Source organism: Tsukamurella pulmonis (assembly GCF_900103175.1).
GTDB classification, from domain to species: domain Bacteria; phylum Actinomycetota; class Actinomycetes; order Mycobacteriales; family Mycobacteriaceae; genus Tsukamurella; species Tsukamurella pulmonis.
In genome coordinates this window covers 2,785,290-2,799,363 of the sequence record NZ_FNLF01000002.1, presented here as the reverse complement: position 1 = coordinate 2,799,363, position 14,074 = coordinate 2,785,290, and the positions used below count along the sequence as shown (strand labels likewise).

Annotated in this window: 16 protein-coding genes; 11 read left to right on the top strand and 5 right to left on the bottom strand. The window is 70.0% G+C overall.

The window, feature by feature from the left end; all coding sequences use genetic code 11:
* Window positions 1–633: a HEAT repeat domain-containing protein gene (locus tag BLQ62_RS13705; RefSeq protein WP_068568902.1), complete on the bottom strand. Its 633-nt coding sequence runs from the start codon at window positions 631–633 to the stop codon at window positions 1–3.
* An 82-nt stretch (window positions 634–715) separates the two neighbouring features.
* A complete protein-coding gene (locus BLQ62_RS13700) occupies window positions 716–901 on the bottom strand; it encodes a YegP family protein (protein ID WP_068531521.1) in 186 nt (61 codons plus the stop codon).
* A gap of 177 nt (window positions 902–1,078) precedes the next feature.
* Here BLQ62_RS13700 and BLQ62_RS13695 point away from each other — a divergent pair, with 177 nt between their 5' ends.
* The 10 genes from BLQ62_RS13695 (at window position 1,079) to BLQ62_RS13655 (ending at window position 10,720) form a co-directional block, all read left to right on the top strand.
* Entirely contained in the window at window positions 1,079–2,194 is a 1,116-nt protein-coding gene (locus BLQ62_RS13695; RefSeq protein ID WP_231857736.1) for an SPFH domain-containing protein, read from the top strand.
* A gap of 3 nt (window positions 2,195–2,197) precedes the next feature.
* Window positions 2,198–3,394 (top strand): TFIIB-type zinc ribbon-containing protein, encoded by a 1,197-nt coding sequence (locus BLQ62_RS13690; RefSeq protein WP_068568490.1) that lies wholly within the window; start codon window positions 2,198–2,200, stop codon window positions 3,392–3,394.
* Window positions 3,395–3,417: 23 nt separating this feature from the next.
* Window positions 3,418–3,852: a hypothetical protein gene (locus tag BLQ62_RS13685; protein WP_068531527.1), complete on the top strand. Its 435-nt coding sequence runs from the start codon at window positions 3,418–3,420 to the stop codon at window positions 3,850–3,852.
* A gap of 68 nt (window positions 3,853–3,920) precedes the next feature.
* Window positions 3,921–6,596, top strand: a complete 2,676-nt coding sequence (polA, locus tag BLQ62_RS13680) for a DNA polymerase I (RefSeq protein ID WP_115391429.1) — start codon at window positions 3,921–3,923, stop codon at window positions 6,594–6,596.
* Between the two features lie 28 nt (window positions 6,597–6,624).
* Window positions 6,625–7,209, top strand: coding sequence for a hypothetical protein (locus BLQ62_RS13675; RefSeq protein ID WP_068568486.1), 585 nt, complete (start codon window positions 6,625–6,627; stop codon window positions 7,207–7,209).
* 50 nt (window positions 7,210–7,259) lie between these two features.
* Complete coding sequence (locus tag BLQ62_RS13670; protein WP_068568484.1) at window positions 7,260–7,730, top strand: GNAT family N-acetyltransferase; 471 nt, start codon at window positions 7,260–7,262, stop codon at window positions 7,728–7,730.
* A 221-nt stretch (window positions 7,731–7,951) separates the two neighbouring features.
* Entirely contained in the window at window positions 7,952–9,229 is a 1,278-nt protein-coding gene (locus BLQ62_RS13665) for a reverse transcriptase family protein (protein ID WP_068568482.1), read from the top strand.
* Between the two features lie 33 nt (window positions 9,230–9,262).
* Window positions 9,263–9,667: a hypothetical protein gene (locus BLQ62_RS23860; RefSeq protein WP_160126312.1), complete on the top strand. Its 405-nt coding sequence runs from the start codon at window positions 9,263–9,265 to the stop codon at window positions 9,665–9,667.
* Window positions 9,668–9,678: 11 nt separating this feature from the next.
* A complete protein-coding gene (locus BLQ62_RS13660) occupies window positions 9,679–10,320 on the top strand; it encodes an HAD family hydrolase (RefSeq protein ID WP_068568480.1) in 642 nt (213 codons plus the stop codon).
* A gap of 55 nt (window positions 10,321–10,375) precedes the next feature.
* Window positions 10,376–10,720, top strand: a complete 345-nt coding sequence (locus tag BLQ62_RS13655; protein WP_068568477.1) for a helix-turn-helix domain-containing protein — start codon at window positions 10,376–10,378, stop codon at window positions 10,718–10,720.
* 10 nt (window positions 10,721–10,730) lie between these two features.
* Here BLQ62_RS13655 and BLQ62_RS13650 read toward each other — a convergent pair whose 3' ends face one another.
* The 3 genes from BLQ62_RS13650 to BLQ62_RS13640 form a co-directional block, all read right to left on the bottom strand.
* Window positions 10,731–11,129 (bottom strand): hemophore-related protein, encoded by a 399-nt coding sequence (locus BLQ62_RS13650; RefSeq protein WP_068568476.1) that lies wholly within the window; start codon window positions 11,127–11,129, stop codon window positions 10,731–10,733.
* Window positions 11,130–11,160: 31 nt separating this feature from the next.
* Window positions 11,161–11,514, bottom strand: coding sequence for a hemophore-related protein (locus tag BLQ62_RS23855; protein ID WP_068531546.1), 354 nt, complete (start codon window positions 11,512–11,514; stop codon window positions 11,161–11,163).
* 125 nt (window positions 11,515–11,639) lie between these two features.
* Window positions 11,640–12,464 (bottom strand): class I SAM-dependent methyltransferase, encoded by an 825-nt coding sequence (locus BLQ62_RS13640; protein ID WP_068531548.1) that lies wholly within the window; start codon window positions 12,462–12,464, stop codon window positions 11,640–11,642.
* A 126-nt stretch (window positions 12,465–12,590) separates the two neighbouring features.
* Here BLQ62_RS13640 and rpsA point away from each other — a divergent pair, with 126 nt between their 5' ends.
* Entirely contained in the window at window positions 12,591–14,072 is a 1,482-nt protein-coding gene (gene rpsA / locus BLQ62_RS13635) for a 30S ribosomal protein S1 (protein ID WP_068531550.1), read from the top strand.
* The last annotated feature ends 2 nt before the right edge of the window (window positions 14,073–14,074 follow it).

The following is a 14,074-nucleotide window of genomic DNA, read 5'->3' as shown; positions in this document are numbered from 1 at the left end:
TCAGTCCTGGCGCCCCAGGGCAGCCACCCGCTGCGCCTCGTGCAGCGAGCCCGCGAAGCCGGAGTCGGGATCCTCGAGCAGCCGCACCGTCTCCGCCACGTGCTCGCGCACCTCGTCCGCGGCGGTGGCCGCGTCCGGCAGGGCGGACACGCCCTCGTCGCCGAGGGCCAGGATCGCACGGCTGAGGCTGCGACGGGTCTCCGCGTCGCCGCGCCCCAACTGCGCGACCAGAGCCCGGGCGGCGGACCGTCGGGCCCACGCGTCCGGATCGAGCGCGGCAGCGGTGCGCCACGCGGCCCTGGCCACCTCGGCATCGGCGTCGGCAGTCAGCGTCACGACCTCGCCGAACGCGGCCGCCGACTCCGCGCCGCCGATCTTCGACAGCGAATGCAGCGCCTGGCTGCGGGCCTGCGGCACCGCGGAACCGAGCTCGGCCCGCAGCAACGGCACCGTCGTCGATGCGGGCAGGCGGGTCAGCGCCCAGGTCAGCATGTCGCGGACGAAGAAGTCCGGCTCGACACCGCACCGCGCGACGAGCGCCGCGGCGTCGACGTCGCCGGGCGACGTCCCCGCATCGAGCGCCGCGCGCAGGCGGATCGAGGCGTTGTGATGATCGAGCAGGGTCCGGGCCATGACGGCCACCTCCTTGGTTGGTCGGTGGCGTCGATTCCAGACCCTGTCACGATGTCAAGGTCAACCCGTGCAGGTCAGGGACCTACTCCGCGTCGACGTCGACCACCTTCGCGCCCTCGGCGGCACGCTGCACGGCGGCGGCACCGTCGTGCGCACCCTTGCGCGAGGCGTAGGCCTGACCGGAGGCCACGACCTCGCCGTTGCCCGCCTTGAGACGGAACCGGAACTTGCCGGCGTTGTCCTCGTACACCTCGAACTTGCCTGCCATGTGGAGCACCTTTCTCGTGGTGATCCCCGTCCTCGGGGCCGGATGCAGCGTATGACGCCGGCCGCGTGAGCGCGGGGCGAAGCGTTATCAGCCGGCGCTCAGCCGTCGCCAAGCGTCGTGACTATCGTGGATCGCGACGATACGAACGAGGACAGGGGTGCAGCGCAGATGGGGATCATGGACAGGGTCCGCGGCGAGCTCGTCGACATCATCGAGTGGCTCGAGGACAACCGGTCGACGATGGCCTGGCGCTTCCCGCGCTACAACAACGAGATCAAGAACGGCGCGCAGCTCATCGTGCGCGAGGGCCAGGAGGCGCTGTTCGTCTACCGGGGCCAGCTCGCCGACCGCTACGGTCCGGGCAACTACCAGCTGGTCTCCGAGAACATGCCGGTCATGTCCACGCTGCAGGGGTGGCCGCACGGCTTCAAGAGCCCGTTCCGCAGCGAGGTCTACTTCATCAACACGCGCCCCATCACCGACCTGCGGTGGGGCACGCCCAATCCCATCACCATCCGGGACCAGGACTTCGGCATGGTCCAGGTGCGCGCGAACGGCCTGTGCGTGGTGCGCGTCGTCGACGCGCCCACCTTCCTGCGCCAGGTGATCGGCACCGACTCCAACGTCGACTCCGACGAGATCGCCGAACTCCTGCGCCGCACGATCGCCACCGCCTTCTCCGAGATGCTCATCGAGACCGGGGTCGGCGCGATCGACCTGCAGGCCCGCCAGCGCGAGCTGGCCGCGCAGCTGCAGCAGTACGTGCAGTCCAAGATCCACCAGCAGTACGGCCTCGCCTGCGAGGCGATCGAGCTCAACATCTCCCTGCCCGACGAGATCACGCAGGCCATGACCCGGGGCGTCGCCCGCGGCGTCGAGGAGAAGGGGTACTACGGCAACGTCGGCGACATGAACCGCTTCCAGCAGGGCCGGGCGGCCGATTCGATGCTCGGTGCGGCTACAAACGAGGGCGGCGGCGGTGCCGGCCAGTTCATGGGCGCGGGCATGGGCATGGCGATGGGCCAGCAGTTCGCGCAGAACCTGCAGCAGCCCGCATCCGGCGCGCAGGGGCAGGCGGGTCCGCCGCCGCTGCCGACCGAGCAGGCCTTCCACGTCGAGCAGAACGGTCAGCCCGCCGGACCCTTCCCGGTCGAGCAACTGCGCTCCATGAACCTGAGCCCGCAGACCCTGGTGTGGTCGCCGGCCCTGACCGGCTGGACCCCCGCCGGGCAGGTGCCCGCTCTGGCGTCCCTGTTCGGCTCGACGCCGCCGCCCCTGCCGCCCCGGTCGTAGCCGATGACGGTGCCACCCCCGCTGCCCGGGCAGGAGCCGCCGCCCGGGCGGAACACGCCCCGGCCGCTCGTGCCCGGCGTCCCGTCGGCGAACGACCGGGAGATGCTGCAGCTCACCGAGCAGACCCGCACCTACCCGTGCGGGAACTGCGGTGACGCACTGGTCTACGACCCCGCGATCGGGCAGCTGCGCTCGCCGAGCTGCGGCAGCACCTATCCGGTGCTGCTCGACACCCGCAAGTCCCTGACCCCGCATCCACTGGGCCCCACCATGAACGCGCTCTACGCGCGGGCGGCGTTGGCGGCCCCGGTACCCGTCGTCGACCACGAGGTGGTGTGCCAGAACTGCGGCGGGCACACGCTGTTCAGCGGCACCCTCACGGCCGTGCGGTGCCCGTACTGCAACACCCCGATCCAGCGCACCGACGTCCAGGTCGCGCCCGCGCGGCTGCCCGTCGACGGGATCCTGCCGCTGCGGGTCGCCGAGGAGCAGGCGCGCCGGAACATCGAGGCGTGGGTCGACAGCCGGTGGTTCGCGCCCCGCGAGTTCAAGAAGTACCGCGTCCTCGGCTCGTTCAGCAGCGTCTACCTCTCGTACTACAGCTACGACGCCGAGGTGACGACCGACTACTCGGGCTCGCGCGGCGTCCGCCGCACCCGCCGCGACCGCGACGGCAACATCGAGACCTACACCGACTGGTGGCCCGTGAGCGGTCGCGCGCACGACAGCATCCGGCAACTCGCCGAGTCCGCGAACACGGGCCTCGACGGCGATCGGGTCCGCGAGCTCGAGCCCTGGCCCACCGAGCAGGCGGTCACCTACACGCCCGAGTTCGTCGCGGGCCACCTCGCCCGCACGTACGACGGTGACGCGGCCCAGGTCTTCGAGGCGCAGGCGCGCCCGCGGATCGAGGGGATCATCGAGAACACCGTGCGCCGCGACATCGGCGGCGACGAGCAGCGGATCAGCCGGATGAACCCGGTGTACCAGTCCATCGACTTCCTCTATCTGCTCATGCCGGTGTGGCTGCTCACGGTCACCTTCGGAGGCAGGCCCTTCCAGGTGTTCGTCAACGGCGTCACGGGCGAAGTGCAAGGTCAGCGGCCGTGGAGCGCGATCAAGATCGCCTTCGCCGTCACCGCCGGGTTGCTGCTCGTCGGGCTGGCGGTGTACCTCTACATGCAGGCGCGCGGCGGATAGTCGCGGCGGCGAGGAGGTACGGGATGTCGTGGATCATCGTGGTGGTGCTCGTGATCGTCGTGCTGGCGGTGCTCGCGGCCACCGGCTTCGCGATCGCGCTGGTGCGCAACAGTCGCCGGCAGCAGCAGGCCGAGGCCGCGATGCCCTTCCCCTCGCGCGCGCCGTTGTCGTGGTCGGGCTCGCACGTGCCCGAAGCGCGGCTGCACCGCCGCATCCGGAAGGCGTTGCGCGCCTTCGAGCAGCCCGCGGGGGTTCTCTCGGCCGCGCAGCTCGACGCCCAGGTGACGCTCACCATCACGGCGCAGGAGATCGACGACCGGCTCGTCGCCATCGCCGCCCTGCCCGAGACGGAGAAGGAGCCCGCTCTCGAGGCGGCCACCGCGGACGTCGCCGAGCTGGAACGGCGCATCGCCGACACGGTTGTGGTGCGGCCCCAGCTGCCGCCTACGACGACCTGACGAAAGCTGTCGGCGGCGATCACTAGACTGCCGGTGTGACTTCAGCGAACACCTCGACCAAGCCCACGATGCTCCTGATCGACGGGCACTCGATGGCGTTCCGCGCCTTCTTCGCGCTCCCGCTCGACGGTGGCCGCTTCCGCACCAAGGCGGGGCAGCCGACCAACGCGGTGTACGGCTTCACGTCGATGCTGATCAAGCTGCTCAAGGAGGAGGCGCCCGGCTACGTCGCCGCCGCCTTCGACGTCTCGCGGCAGACCTTCCGCGCCGAGATGTACCCCGAGTACAAGGCGCAGCGCTCCTCCGCGCCCGACGACTTCCGCGGCCAGGTGGACGTGGTCAAGGACGTGCTCGCCGCGATGGGCATCCCCACCATGGCGCAGGAGGGCTACGAGGCGGACGACATCATCGCCACGATGACCACCCGCGCGCAGGAGCAGGGCTTCAAGGTCCTCATCGTCACGGGCGACCGGGACGCGCTGCAGCTGGTCAACGACGACGTGACGGTGCTCTACCCGCGCAAGGGCGTCTCCGATCTCACCCGGTTCACTCCCGAGGAGGTGGAGGCCAAGTACGGCCTGACCCCGTCGCAGTACCCGGACTACGCGGCGCTGCGCGGCGACCCGTCGGACAACCTGCCCGGCATCCCCGGCGTGGGGGAGAAGACGGCCGCCAAGTGGATCCGCGAGTACGGCGACCTCGAGGGCCTCGTCACGAACGTCGACAAGGTCAGGGGCAAGGTGGGCGACTCGCTGCGCGAGAACCTCGCCACCGTGCAGCTCAACCGGCAGATCACCGAGATGGTGCGGGACATGACGCTGCCCTACGAGCCGCAGGATCTGGCTCTGCAGCCGTGGAACCGCGAGGCCATTCACCAGCTCTTCGACGACCTTGAGTTCCGCGTGCTCCGTGAGCGGATCTTCACCGAACTCTCGTCCTCGGAGCCCGAGGCGGACGAGGGCTTCGAGATCTCAGGCGGCATCGTCGCGGCCGGCACCGTCGCCGAGTGGCTGGCCGAGCACGGCGCCTCCGGCGCGCGGTCCGGTCTCGGAGTCGTCGGGCCCGAGGTCGTGGTCGACGGTGACGCGGAGGCCGTCGTCATCTCCGCGCCCGACGGCGAGGGCGGCTACATCGAGCTCTCGTCGCTCACGCCGCACGACGAGGCCGCGCTCGGCGCCTGGCTCGCCGATGCGGCGCAGCCCAAGGCGGTGCACGAGGCGAAGTGGGCCATGCACGCCCTGTCCAGCCGCGGGTGGTCGCTCGGCGGCCTCACCTCGGACACGGCGATCGCGGCGTACCTGGTGCGGCCAGGGCAGCGCACCTTCAACCTCGACGATCTGTCGGTGCGGTACCTGCACCGTGAGCTGCGGGTCGAGACCGCGAGCGACGACTCGCAGCTCTCCCTGCTGGATGATCCGGACGACTCCGCGGGGGAGAAGGCGCAGCAGGCGATCCTGCGGGCGCGCGCCGTGGCGGATTTGGCGGACGCGCTCGACGGCGAGCTCGACAACATCGAGTCCGGGCCGCTGCTCGCGGAGATGGAGCTGCCGCTGCTGCGCGTGCTCGACGTCATGGAGGCCACGGGCATCGCCGTCGACACGGCGCACCTCGAGTCGCTGCACAGCGACTTCAGTGAGCGCATCCGTGCCGCCGAGGCCGCCGCGTTCGAGGAGATCGGTGAGCAGATCAACCTGGGCTCGCCGAAGCAGCTGCAGGTGATCCTGTTCGAGAAGCTGGGCCTGCCGAAGACGAAGAAGACCAAGACCGGCTACACCACCGACGCGGCGGCGCTCGAGGCGCTCTACGAGAAGGAGCCGCACCCGTTCCTGCAGCACCTGCTCGAGCACCGTGACGCCACGCGGCTCAAGGTCACCGTCGAGGGCCTGCTCAAGACGGTCGCCTCGGACGGGCGGATCCACTCCACGTTCAACCAGACGGTGGCGGCCACGGGCCGCCTCAGCTCGACCGATCCGAACCTGCAGAACATCCCGGTGCGCACCGAGGCCGGCCGGCAGATCCGGCACGCGTTCGTCGCGGGCGAGGGCTACGAGACGCTCATGACCGCCGACTACAGCCAGATCGAGATGCGGATCATGGCGCACCTGTCGGGTGACGAGGGGCTGATCGAGGCCTTCAAGACCGGCGAGGACCTGCACAACTTCGTCGGTTCGCGGGCCTTCGGCGTCCCGATCGACGAGGTCACCCCGGACATGCGCCGTCGGGTGAAGGCGATGTCCTACGGTCTCGCCTACGGGCTCTCCGCGTTCGGGCTCGCGGCGCAGCTCAAGATCTCGCGCGATGAGGCGAAGGATCAGATGGAGGCGTACTTCTCCCGCTTCGGCGGCGTGCGGGACTACCTCCAGGACGTGGTCACCGAGGCCACGCGCAACGAGTACACCGAGACCATCTACGGCCGACGCCGGTACCTGCCTGACCTGACCTCGACCAACCGCATGCGCCGTGAGGCGGCCGAGCGGATGGCGCTCAACGCCCCGATCCAGGGCAGCGCCGCCGACATCATCAAGGTGGCGATGATCCGCCTCGACGAGCAGATCCGCGCCGCCGGGCTGCGATCGCGGATGTTGCTGCAGGTACACGACGAGCTGGTGCTCGAGGTCGCGGCGGGGGAGCGCGAGCAGCTGGAGACTCTCGTGCGTGACACGATGGGCGGCGCCGCGGAGCTGTCCGTGCCGCTCGAGGTGTCCGTCGGCTACGGACGCACCTGGGACGACGCTGCGCACTAGTCACATGCTGATGTGACAATATGAATCCGTGTACGTGGATCCGTGGTGGAAGAACCGGCGCGTCAGCCGCGGCACCGTCGGCGCGGGTCTCGCGCTCTGGGGCGTCGCGATGCTGCACTCGTACCTGCGGCTGAACCTGTGGATCCTCGACCTCGTGATCGTGCCGATCGCCTGGATCTGCTTCGCGCTCGGGTTCGTCCTGGTGATCACCGGATTCGCTCGCGGGGGCGCCGCCGGCCTGGTCGGGCTTCTCGTCGTTCCCGTGATGGTGGGCGTGACCGCGGTGATCGGTGCGTGGTGGTGGATCGCCCCGCAGACCTGGTTCTCACTGCACAGGCCGTTGTACGAGCAGGCGCGCTCCGTCGACATCAGCGACGACTACTACGCGAGTCTGCCCGTGCACCTGCGCTTCCTCACCGAGGGAGGGACCGTGTCGAAGCGCGGGACCGACGGTGCCCGCTTCTTCCCGCAGTGGACCGGGATCCCCGATGACGCCGGCGGCTACTGGTACGTGCCGTCCGGGTCTCCGGACGGGTTCGACATGTACGGCATGGCGTGCCGCGGCCCGGTGCCGCTGGGCGGCGGCTGGTGGATGTGCGGGATGCGCGACTGACGACCGGAAATCCGCTGTCGCAGGCTCTGCGCAGCGAGGACACTGGGGCCATGCGGGTTGAACTGATGCGTTCGGAGCACGCCGCCACTGCGGCGCGACTGCAGGTGGACTTCAACGTGGAGTTCGGCTCACCCGTGCCGACGGTGGAAGTGCTGGAGCGGCGGTACGCGCGGCTCATGGACGATCCGGCCGCGTTCGTTCTGTTCTCCTGGGGCGACGCCGAGGAGGCCGGCCCCACCGGCTACGCGCTCGTCACACTGCGTCCGACGGTGTACTGCGACGGTCCGCTGGCGGTGCTCGACGAACTGTACGTCGTTCCGCACCTGCGCGATCGGGGGATCGGTACCGCGCTGCTCGAGCGCGCCATCGCCGAGGTTCGCGTCCGCGGCGGCGGTGAGATGCACATCAATGTGGACGAGGTGGACGTCGATACCCGCCGGTTCTACGACCGGCACGGTTTCTACAACATCGAGCCGGGCACCGACTACCGGATGCTCTGCTACATCCGCGAGCTCGTGTGAACCCGGGCCGGGAACTCCGGACCGTGCTCCGGCCTGTGGCACTCTGGATTCATGCGGCGTCGCTCGGGTGAGGTGGGATCCACGCGATCCGTCTCAGCGGCAACCGCTGGGGGCACTGCACAGTCACACCCCGCGTCCCACGCCGGACGGTGCGCTGCGCGCACGCGACGGCGCTCCGGGAACATGTTTCAGGTCACCCGAGCGGCGTTCGCATCCCCGTCATGAGTGCCGTCGAGATCAGCCGGCGACTGCCCCGCGCGTGGCGGTACGCCATCGCCGACCGGGTGGAGATGTTCACGGAGGAGATGTGGACCGCCGACCGCGTCGCGGTGGCGATCCGCGGGATCGTCCCCGGCGAACTGGTGCCCACCGTCGCGCGTGAGCTCCTCGCTGCGCATCCCGCGCCGCCGCTCGCGATCATCGACGGAACCCCGGTCGCGCCGGATCGCGACGCGATCGTCGTCGCGCTGGACACCGTCCGCACCGTCGAACGATTGGGCGCCCGAGCGCCGCTCGAGGTTCCGGGGGTCGCGCTGCCCGATGTCGCCGCCGTCGCACGGATGCTGGACGTGACTGCGCCGGAGCTGGAGTGGTTCGTCGATCACGGCCAGTGGCTGCGGCACGCCACCGGCCCCCTGCGGCACTACCGGGTCCGCCGGATGGCCAAGCCCTCCGGGGGAGTCCGCGTGATCGAGGCGCCGAAACCGCGTCTCGCCGAAGCGCAACGGCGCATCCTGCACCGGGTCCTCGACCCCGCCGGCGCCCACCCGGCGGCGTGTGGATTCCGGCCCGGCGGTTCCGTACTCGCGTACGCCGCTCCGCACGTCGGCGCCCGGTCCGTCGTGCGCCTCGACCTGCGCGACTGCTTCTCGACGGTGACCGTCGACCGCGTCCGCGGCGCGTTCCGCCGGCTCGGATATCCCGTGCCCGTCGCCGGGCTGCTCGCGGACCTGTGCACCACGTCGACCGCGGTGGACGAACTGCGCGGCCTCGACCCGTGGCAGGCGGCGGTCCTGCGGTCGCGGCACCTCCCGCAGGGAGCGCCCACCTCACCCGCGCTGGTGAACCTGGTGCTGCGCGGGCTGGATGCGCGGCTGACGGGGCTGGCCCGGGCTCAGGGCGCCCGGTACAGCCGCTACGGCGACGATCTGGCCTTCTCGAATGCCCGGGACGCTGCGCTGATCGCGGGGGTGGTGCCGAAGATCGTGGCGGCCGAGAAACTTTCGGTGAACCCGCGCAAGACGCGCATCATGCGGTCCGGTGACCGACAGGAGCTCGCCGGCGTCGTCGTCAACGCACGCGCGCAGGTGCCGCGCGCCGAGTACGACGCGCTGCGGGCGCTGCTGCACAACGCCGCCCGATTCGGGCCGGAGAGCCAGAATCGCGACGGCCACGAGGACTTCCGCGCCCACGTGTACGGCCGGATCGCGTGGGTCGCGCAGGGCAACGACGCCCGCCGGGAACGCCTGCGCGCGATGGCCGAGCGGGTTCGATGGTGAGCGGCGTCAGTGTCCCGTGGCATATTGCTCCGCATGAACAGTAGAGCGGCTTCCATCGCGGGAATCCGAGTACCGCGATTGCCGAAACCTGATCCGATGCGGGTGGCTTGGTATGCGCAGATTCCCGTGGCTGCGGTGTTGCTCGCGGGCGCGCTCTCCCCAGTTCACCTTCCGCGGCTGGTCGTCGGAATCGGGGTTGCCGCTTGTGCGGTCGGTGCGACCTCGGTCGTCGTGGCGTGGCGTCGACGCCAGGTCTCGGATTATGCGAAGCGTGCCGCGGCAATAGTGTTCGTGCAGGCCCTGCTGAACGCGTTCGTCCTGATCTCGATGCCGTTCCGCGACGGTGGTCCGTCGGCGGAGGCTCGGATCCTCTGGGGGCTGTGTGCTGTGATGCTCGTCGTCAACAGTGCTGTCACGCTGAACACCTGGCGCAGGTAGCGTCGCAGGGCGTGTTCACCATCGGCTTCGACCTGGACCTGACGCTGATCGACTCTCGGCAGCGGATTCTCACCGCCGCGCAGCGCGCGTTCCGCGATCTCGGCCACGCGGTGGACGATGCGGCGCTCCTGCCGCACATGGGAGTGCCGATCGACGACGTGGCTCGCGCGCTGGTCCCCGGCATCGACGCCGATCGCTTCCTGCGGCGCTACCGCCGGCACTACGCCACCGACGACACGACGCCCGTGCCGGTACTTCCCGGGGCGACGGAGCTCCTGGCGGCGATCCGCGCCGCAGGGGGCGCCGCGGTGGTCGTCTCGGCGAAGCAGCAGGCCGCCGCGGAACGCGCCGTGGCCGAGGCCGGGCTGGACCTCGCGGCCGTCGTCGGCGGGCACTTCGGGGAGCGCAAGGGGGAGGCGCTGCGGCGGTTCGGGAACGTCCGCGCCTATCTCGGCGATCACGTCGAGGACGCGGCGGCCGCCAGAGCCGCGGGATGCCCCTTCATCGGGGTCACCACCGGCGAATTCGATGCGGGTGCCCTGCGGCGCGCAGGGGCGGCGCGCACCGTCGCAACCCTGGCCGACGTCGTCCCGCTTCTACCCGAGTTCACGCGTGTCGGAGGCTCCGAACTGGACTTTCCCTTCGAGGTTTGATATTGCATAACGCATGGGGAAGACATTGGGGGGCGCATCGGACAGCGTAGATCCGATGAAGGCACGGACGATCGAGTGGAAGACCTACGGGGACTCGTTGGCCCGTCGCCTCGTGACGTTGCGGCGAGCGCGCGGGCTCTCGCAGGAGAAGCTGGCGGAGTTGGCGGGGCTGCATCGCAACCAGATATCGAACATCGAGCGGAACGTGAGCTCGAACGACGGTGTCTCGGATCCGCACCTGTCGACGGTCTACCGGCTCGCGGCGGCGCTGGATGTGGCGCCGGCGCTTCTCATGCCGGACCTGGACCGCCGCGTCGCGAAGAAGTCACCCGAGCAGGCCTCGGGGAAGGCGATCGCGGCGGTCGAGGCGGCGTTGCAGGACGCTCTCGACGAGCGATGATCTGCGGCTGCTACTTGGCCTTCGCGGTGCCGCAGGTGCGGTAGGCATCCGCGACCGCGCGCTGCACGTTCGCCTGCTCACCCATCAGGCTCATGGCGCTGCCCGTGCCGCGGAAGGCGAGGGCGGCGACCCGGAGCTGACGCTCGAGGCCGTCGGACGCCGCGATGTCCGCGAACTCCTGCGGGCCGCCGGCGGCGTCCTCGAGCCGCTTGGCCAGACCGGGCGACGAGCGATCGATCGCGACCCGCAACTGACCCACGGTGCACGACGTGCCCGGCACCGCGCGTGTCGACGCGGCGTTCGGCTTGGGCGCGGGCTTCGGGGTGGGAGCGGCGGCGGCCAGCGGGGCGCCGGCGAGGGCGATCGCGCCGAGAACGGCGGCGGTGGCGGCGGTGCGACGGAACGTCATGAACAGGTGTGCCTTTCGGTGGCTGGGGAGGTCAGTACTTGTCGCAGGTCGCGATGACCTTGGCGATCTTGGCGTCCACGTCGGCGCGGTTCGCCTTGTAGTACGACGCGGCCGCGGGGTTGTCCTTGACCAGGCGGTCGATGATCGGCTGCCGGTCCTCGGGCTTGGCGGTCAGCAGCTCGGTGGCCTGGGCGCGACCGCCGGGGGTGGCGTCCATGACGGCGATCGCCTCGGGGGCGATGACCTGGGTCGCGCGCTCGACCTGCGCGACGGTGCACTTGGTGCCGGGCACCTTGTCGGTGGGTGCGGCCGAGGCGACCGCGGGGACGAAGGCGACGGCGCCTGCGAAGGCTGCGACCGCGGCGGCGATCCGGATCCGGTTCATGACTGTCTCCTGTTCGGGCGGTGACGACTGCCCAGCGAGACTACCGGGTCGGGGTGAACGACGAAAGCGCGCCGGCGGCCAAGAACAACCCCACTCGACCCGATCGAAACCCAGGTAGAGGGTGCTTATGCCGCCCGCGGCGACGACGGCTTCTCGCAGCAGAAGATGGCGGTTCCGGGGAAGATCGCACCGCGCAGTGGGCTCCATTGGCCCCACTCCTGGGTGAATCCTTCCGGCCATTCGGGCTCGATCACATCCACCACGCGCAGGCCTGCTCCGACGATCTCGCGGATCCGGTCGCCCATCGTCCGGTGGTGCTCGACGTAGGTGACCGTCCCGTCGTCGTCGGTCTCCACGTAGGGCGAGCGGTCGAAGTAGGACAGGGTCGCGACGAGTCCGTCCGGCCCGGGATCGTCGAGGAACATCCACCGCATCGGGTGGTTGACGGAGAAGACGAACCGGCCGCCGGGGCGCAGGACGCGGAAGGCCTCCGACATCACCCGCGCGGAGTCGGCGACGAACGGGATGGCCCCGAAGGCCGAGCAGACGACGTCGGCGGCACCGTCGGCGACGGGCAGGTTCTCCGCGCCGGCCTGGACCAGTAGCGGGTTGTCGTCCCGCACGTGGGGGAGTCCGCGGCGCAGCATGCCCGCGGAGATGTCGAGTCCCAGCACCGTCGCCCCCTGCGACGCCAGCCACCGGGCGCAGGGGGCGCTGCCGCAGCCGATCTCGACCGCGACGGTCCCGGGGCCGACGGTGCCGAGCAGGCGCACCTCGGATTCGCGCAGGCCCTCGGGGCACCAGACGAACTCGCCGTCGGCGGTGTCGACGCCCAGGAAGGCGGCGTGCTCCTGGTGGTAGGCATCGGCGTCCGCGTCCCACCAGGACCGGTTCGCGGCCTCCGAGCCGGCGCTGTCGCGCCGCATGTCCGGCTTGGGGCGATAGGTCACGGGTGGGGCCCTCCCAGGGCGGTTTGCCCAGCTTGCACGCGGTGGAGTAGCCTGGACCTCGCGTGTGCCCATGCGTGCGCGATCTCGACCCAAACTACTAGCACCCTGTCCGGAGCAACTTACCCAATGCCCACCACCACCGTTACGTCCCCGCAGGTCGCCGTCAACGACATCGGCACCGCGGAGGACTTCCTCGCCGCGATCGACGCCACGATCAAGTACTTCAACGATGGCGACATCGTCGAGGGCACCATCGTCAAGGTCGACCGTGACGAGGTTCTGCTCGACATCGGTTACAAGACCGAGGGCGTCATCCCCTCCCGCGAGCTGAGCATCAAGCACGACGTCGACCCGTCCGAGGTCGTCAACGTCGGCGATGCCGTCGAGGCTCTCGTCCTCACCAAGGAGGACAAGGAAGGCCGCCTGATCCTGTCCAAGAAGCGTGCGCAGTACGAGCGCGCCTGGGGCACGATCGAGGAGCTCAAGGAGAAGGACGAGGCCGTCAAGGGCACCGTCATCGAGGTGGTCAAGGGTGGTCTCATCCTGGACATCGGCCTCCGCGGCTTCCTCCCGGCCTCGCTGGTCGAGATGCGTCGTGTGCGCGACCTCCAGCCGTACATCGGCAAGGAGATCGAGGCGAAGATCATCGAGCTCGACAAGAACCGCAACAACGTGGTCCTGTCGCGCCGTGCATGGCTCGAGCAGACCCAGTCCGAGGTCCGCAGCGAGTTCCTGCACCAGCTGCAGAAGGGCCAGGTCCGCAAGGGCGTCGTGTCCTCGATCGTCAACTTCGGTGCCTTCGTGGACCTGGGCGGCGTCGACGGCCTCGTGCACGTCTCGGAGCTGTCCTGGAAGCACATCGATCACCCGTCCGAGGTGGTCACCGTGGGCGACGAGGTCACCGTCGAGGTCCTCGACGTCGACCTGGACCGCGAGCGCGTCTCGCTGTCGCTCAAGGCGACCCAGGAGGATCCGTGGCGTCAGTTCGCCCGGACCCACGCCATCGGCCAGATCGTGCCCGGCAAGGTCACCAAGCTCGTCCCGTTCGGCGCGTTCGTCCGCGTCGAGGAGGGCATCGAGGGCCTCGTCCACATCTCGGAGCTGGCCGAGCGCCACGTCGAGGTCCCGGACCAGGTCGTCTCCGTCGGCGACGATGCGATGGTCAAGGTCATCGACATCGACCTCGAGCGTCGTCGTATCTCGCTGAGCCTCAAGCAGGCCAACGAGGACTACACCGAGGAGTTCGACCCGTCGAAGTACGGCATGGCCGACAGCTACGACGAGAACGGCGAGTACATCTTCCCCGAGGGCTTCGATCCCGAGACCAACGAGTGGCTCGAGGGCTTCGAGAAGCAGCGTGAGGAGTGGGAGGCCCGTTACGCCGAGGCCGAGCGTCGTCACAAGATGCACACCGCGCAGATGGAGAAGTTCGCGGCCGACGAGGCCGCCGAGGCCGCTGCCGGTGGTCCGGCCGCGGGTGGTGCGAACTACTCGAGCGAGTCGACCGGCGACCGTGGCGGCAACGACGCCCCGCAGAGCACCGGCGGTTCGCTGGCCAGCGATGCGCAGCTCGCTGCTCTCCGCGAGAAGCTGTCGGGCAACGCCTGATC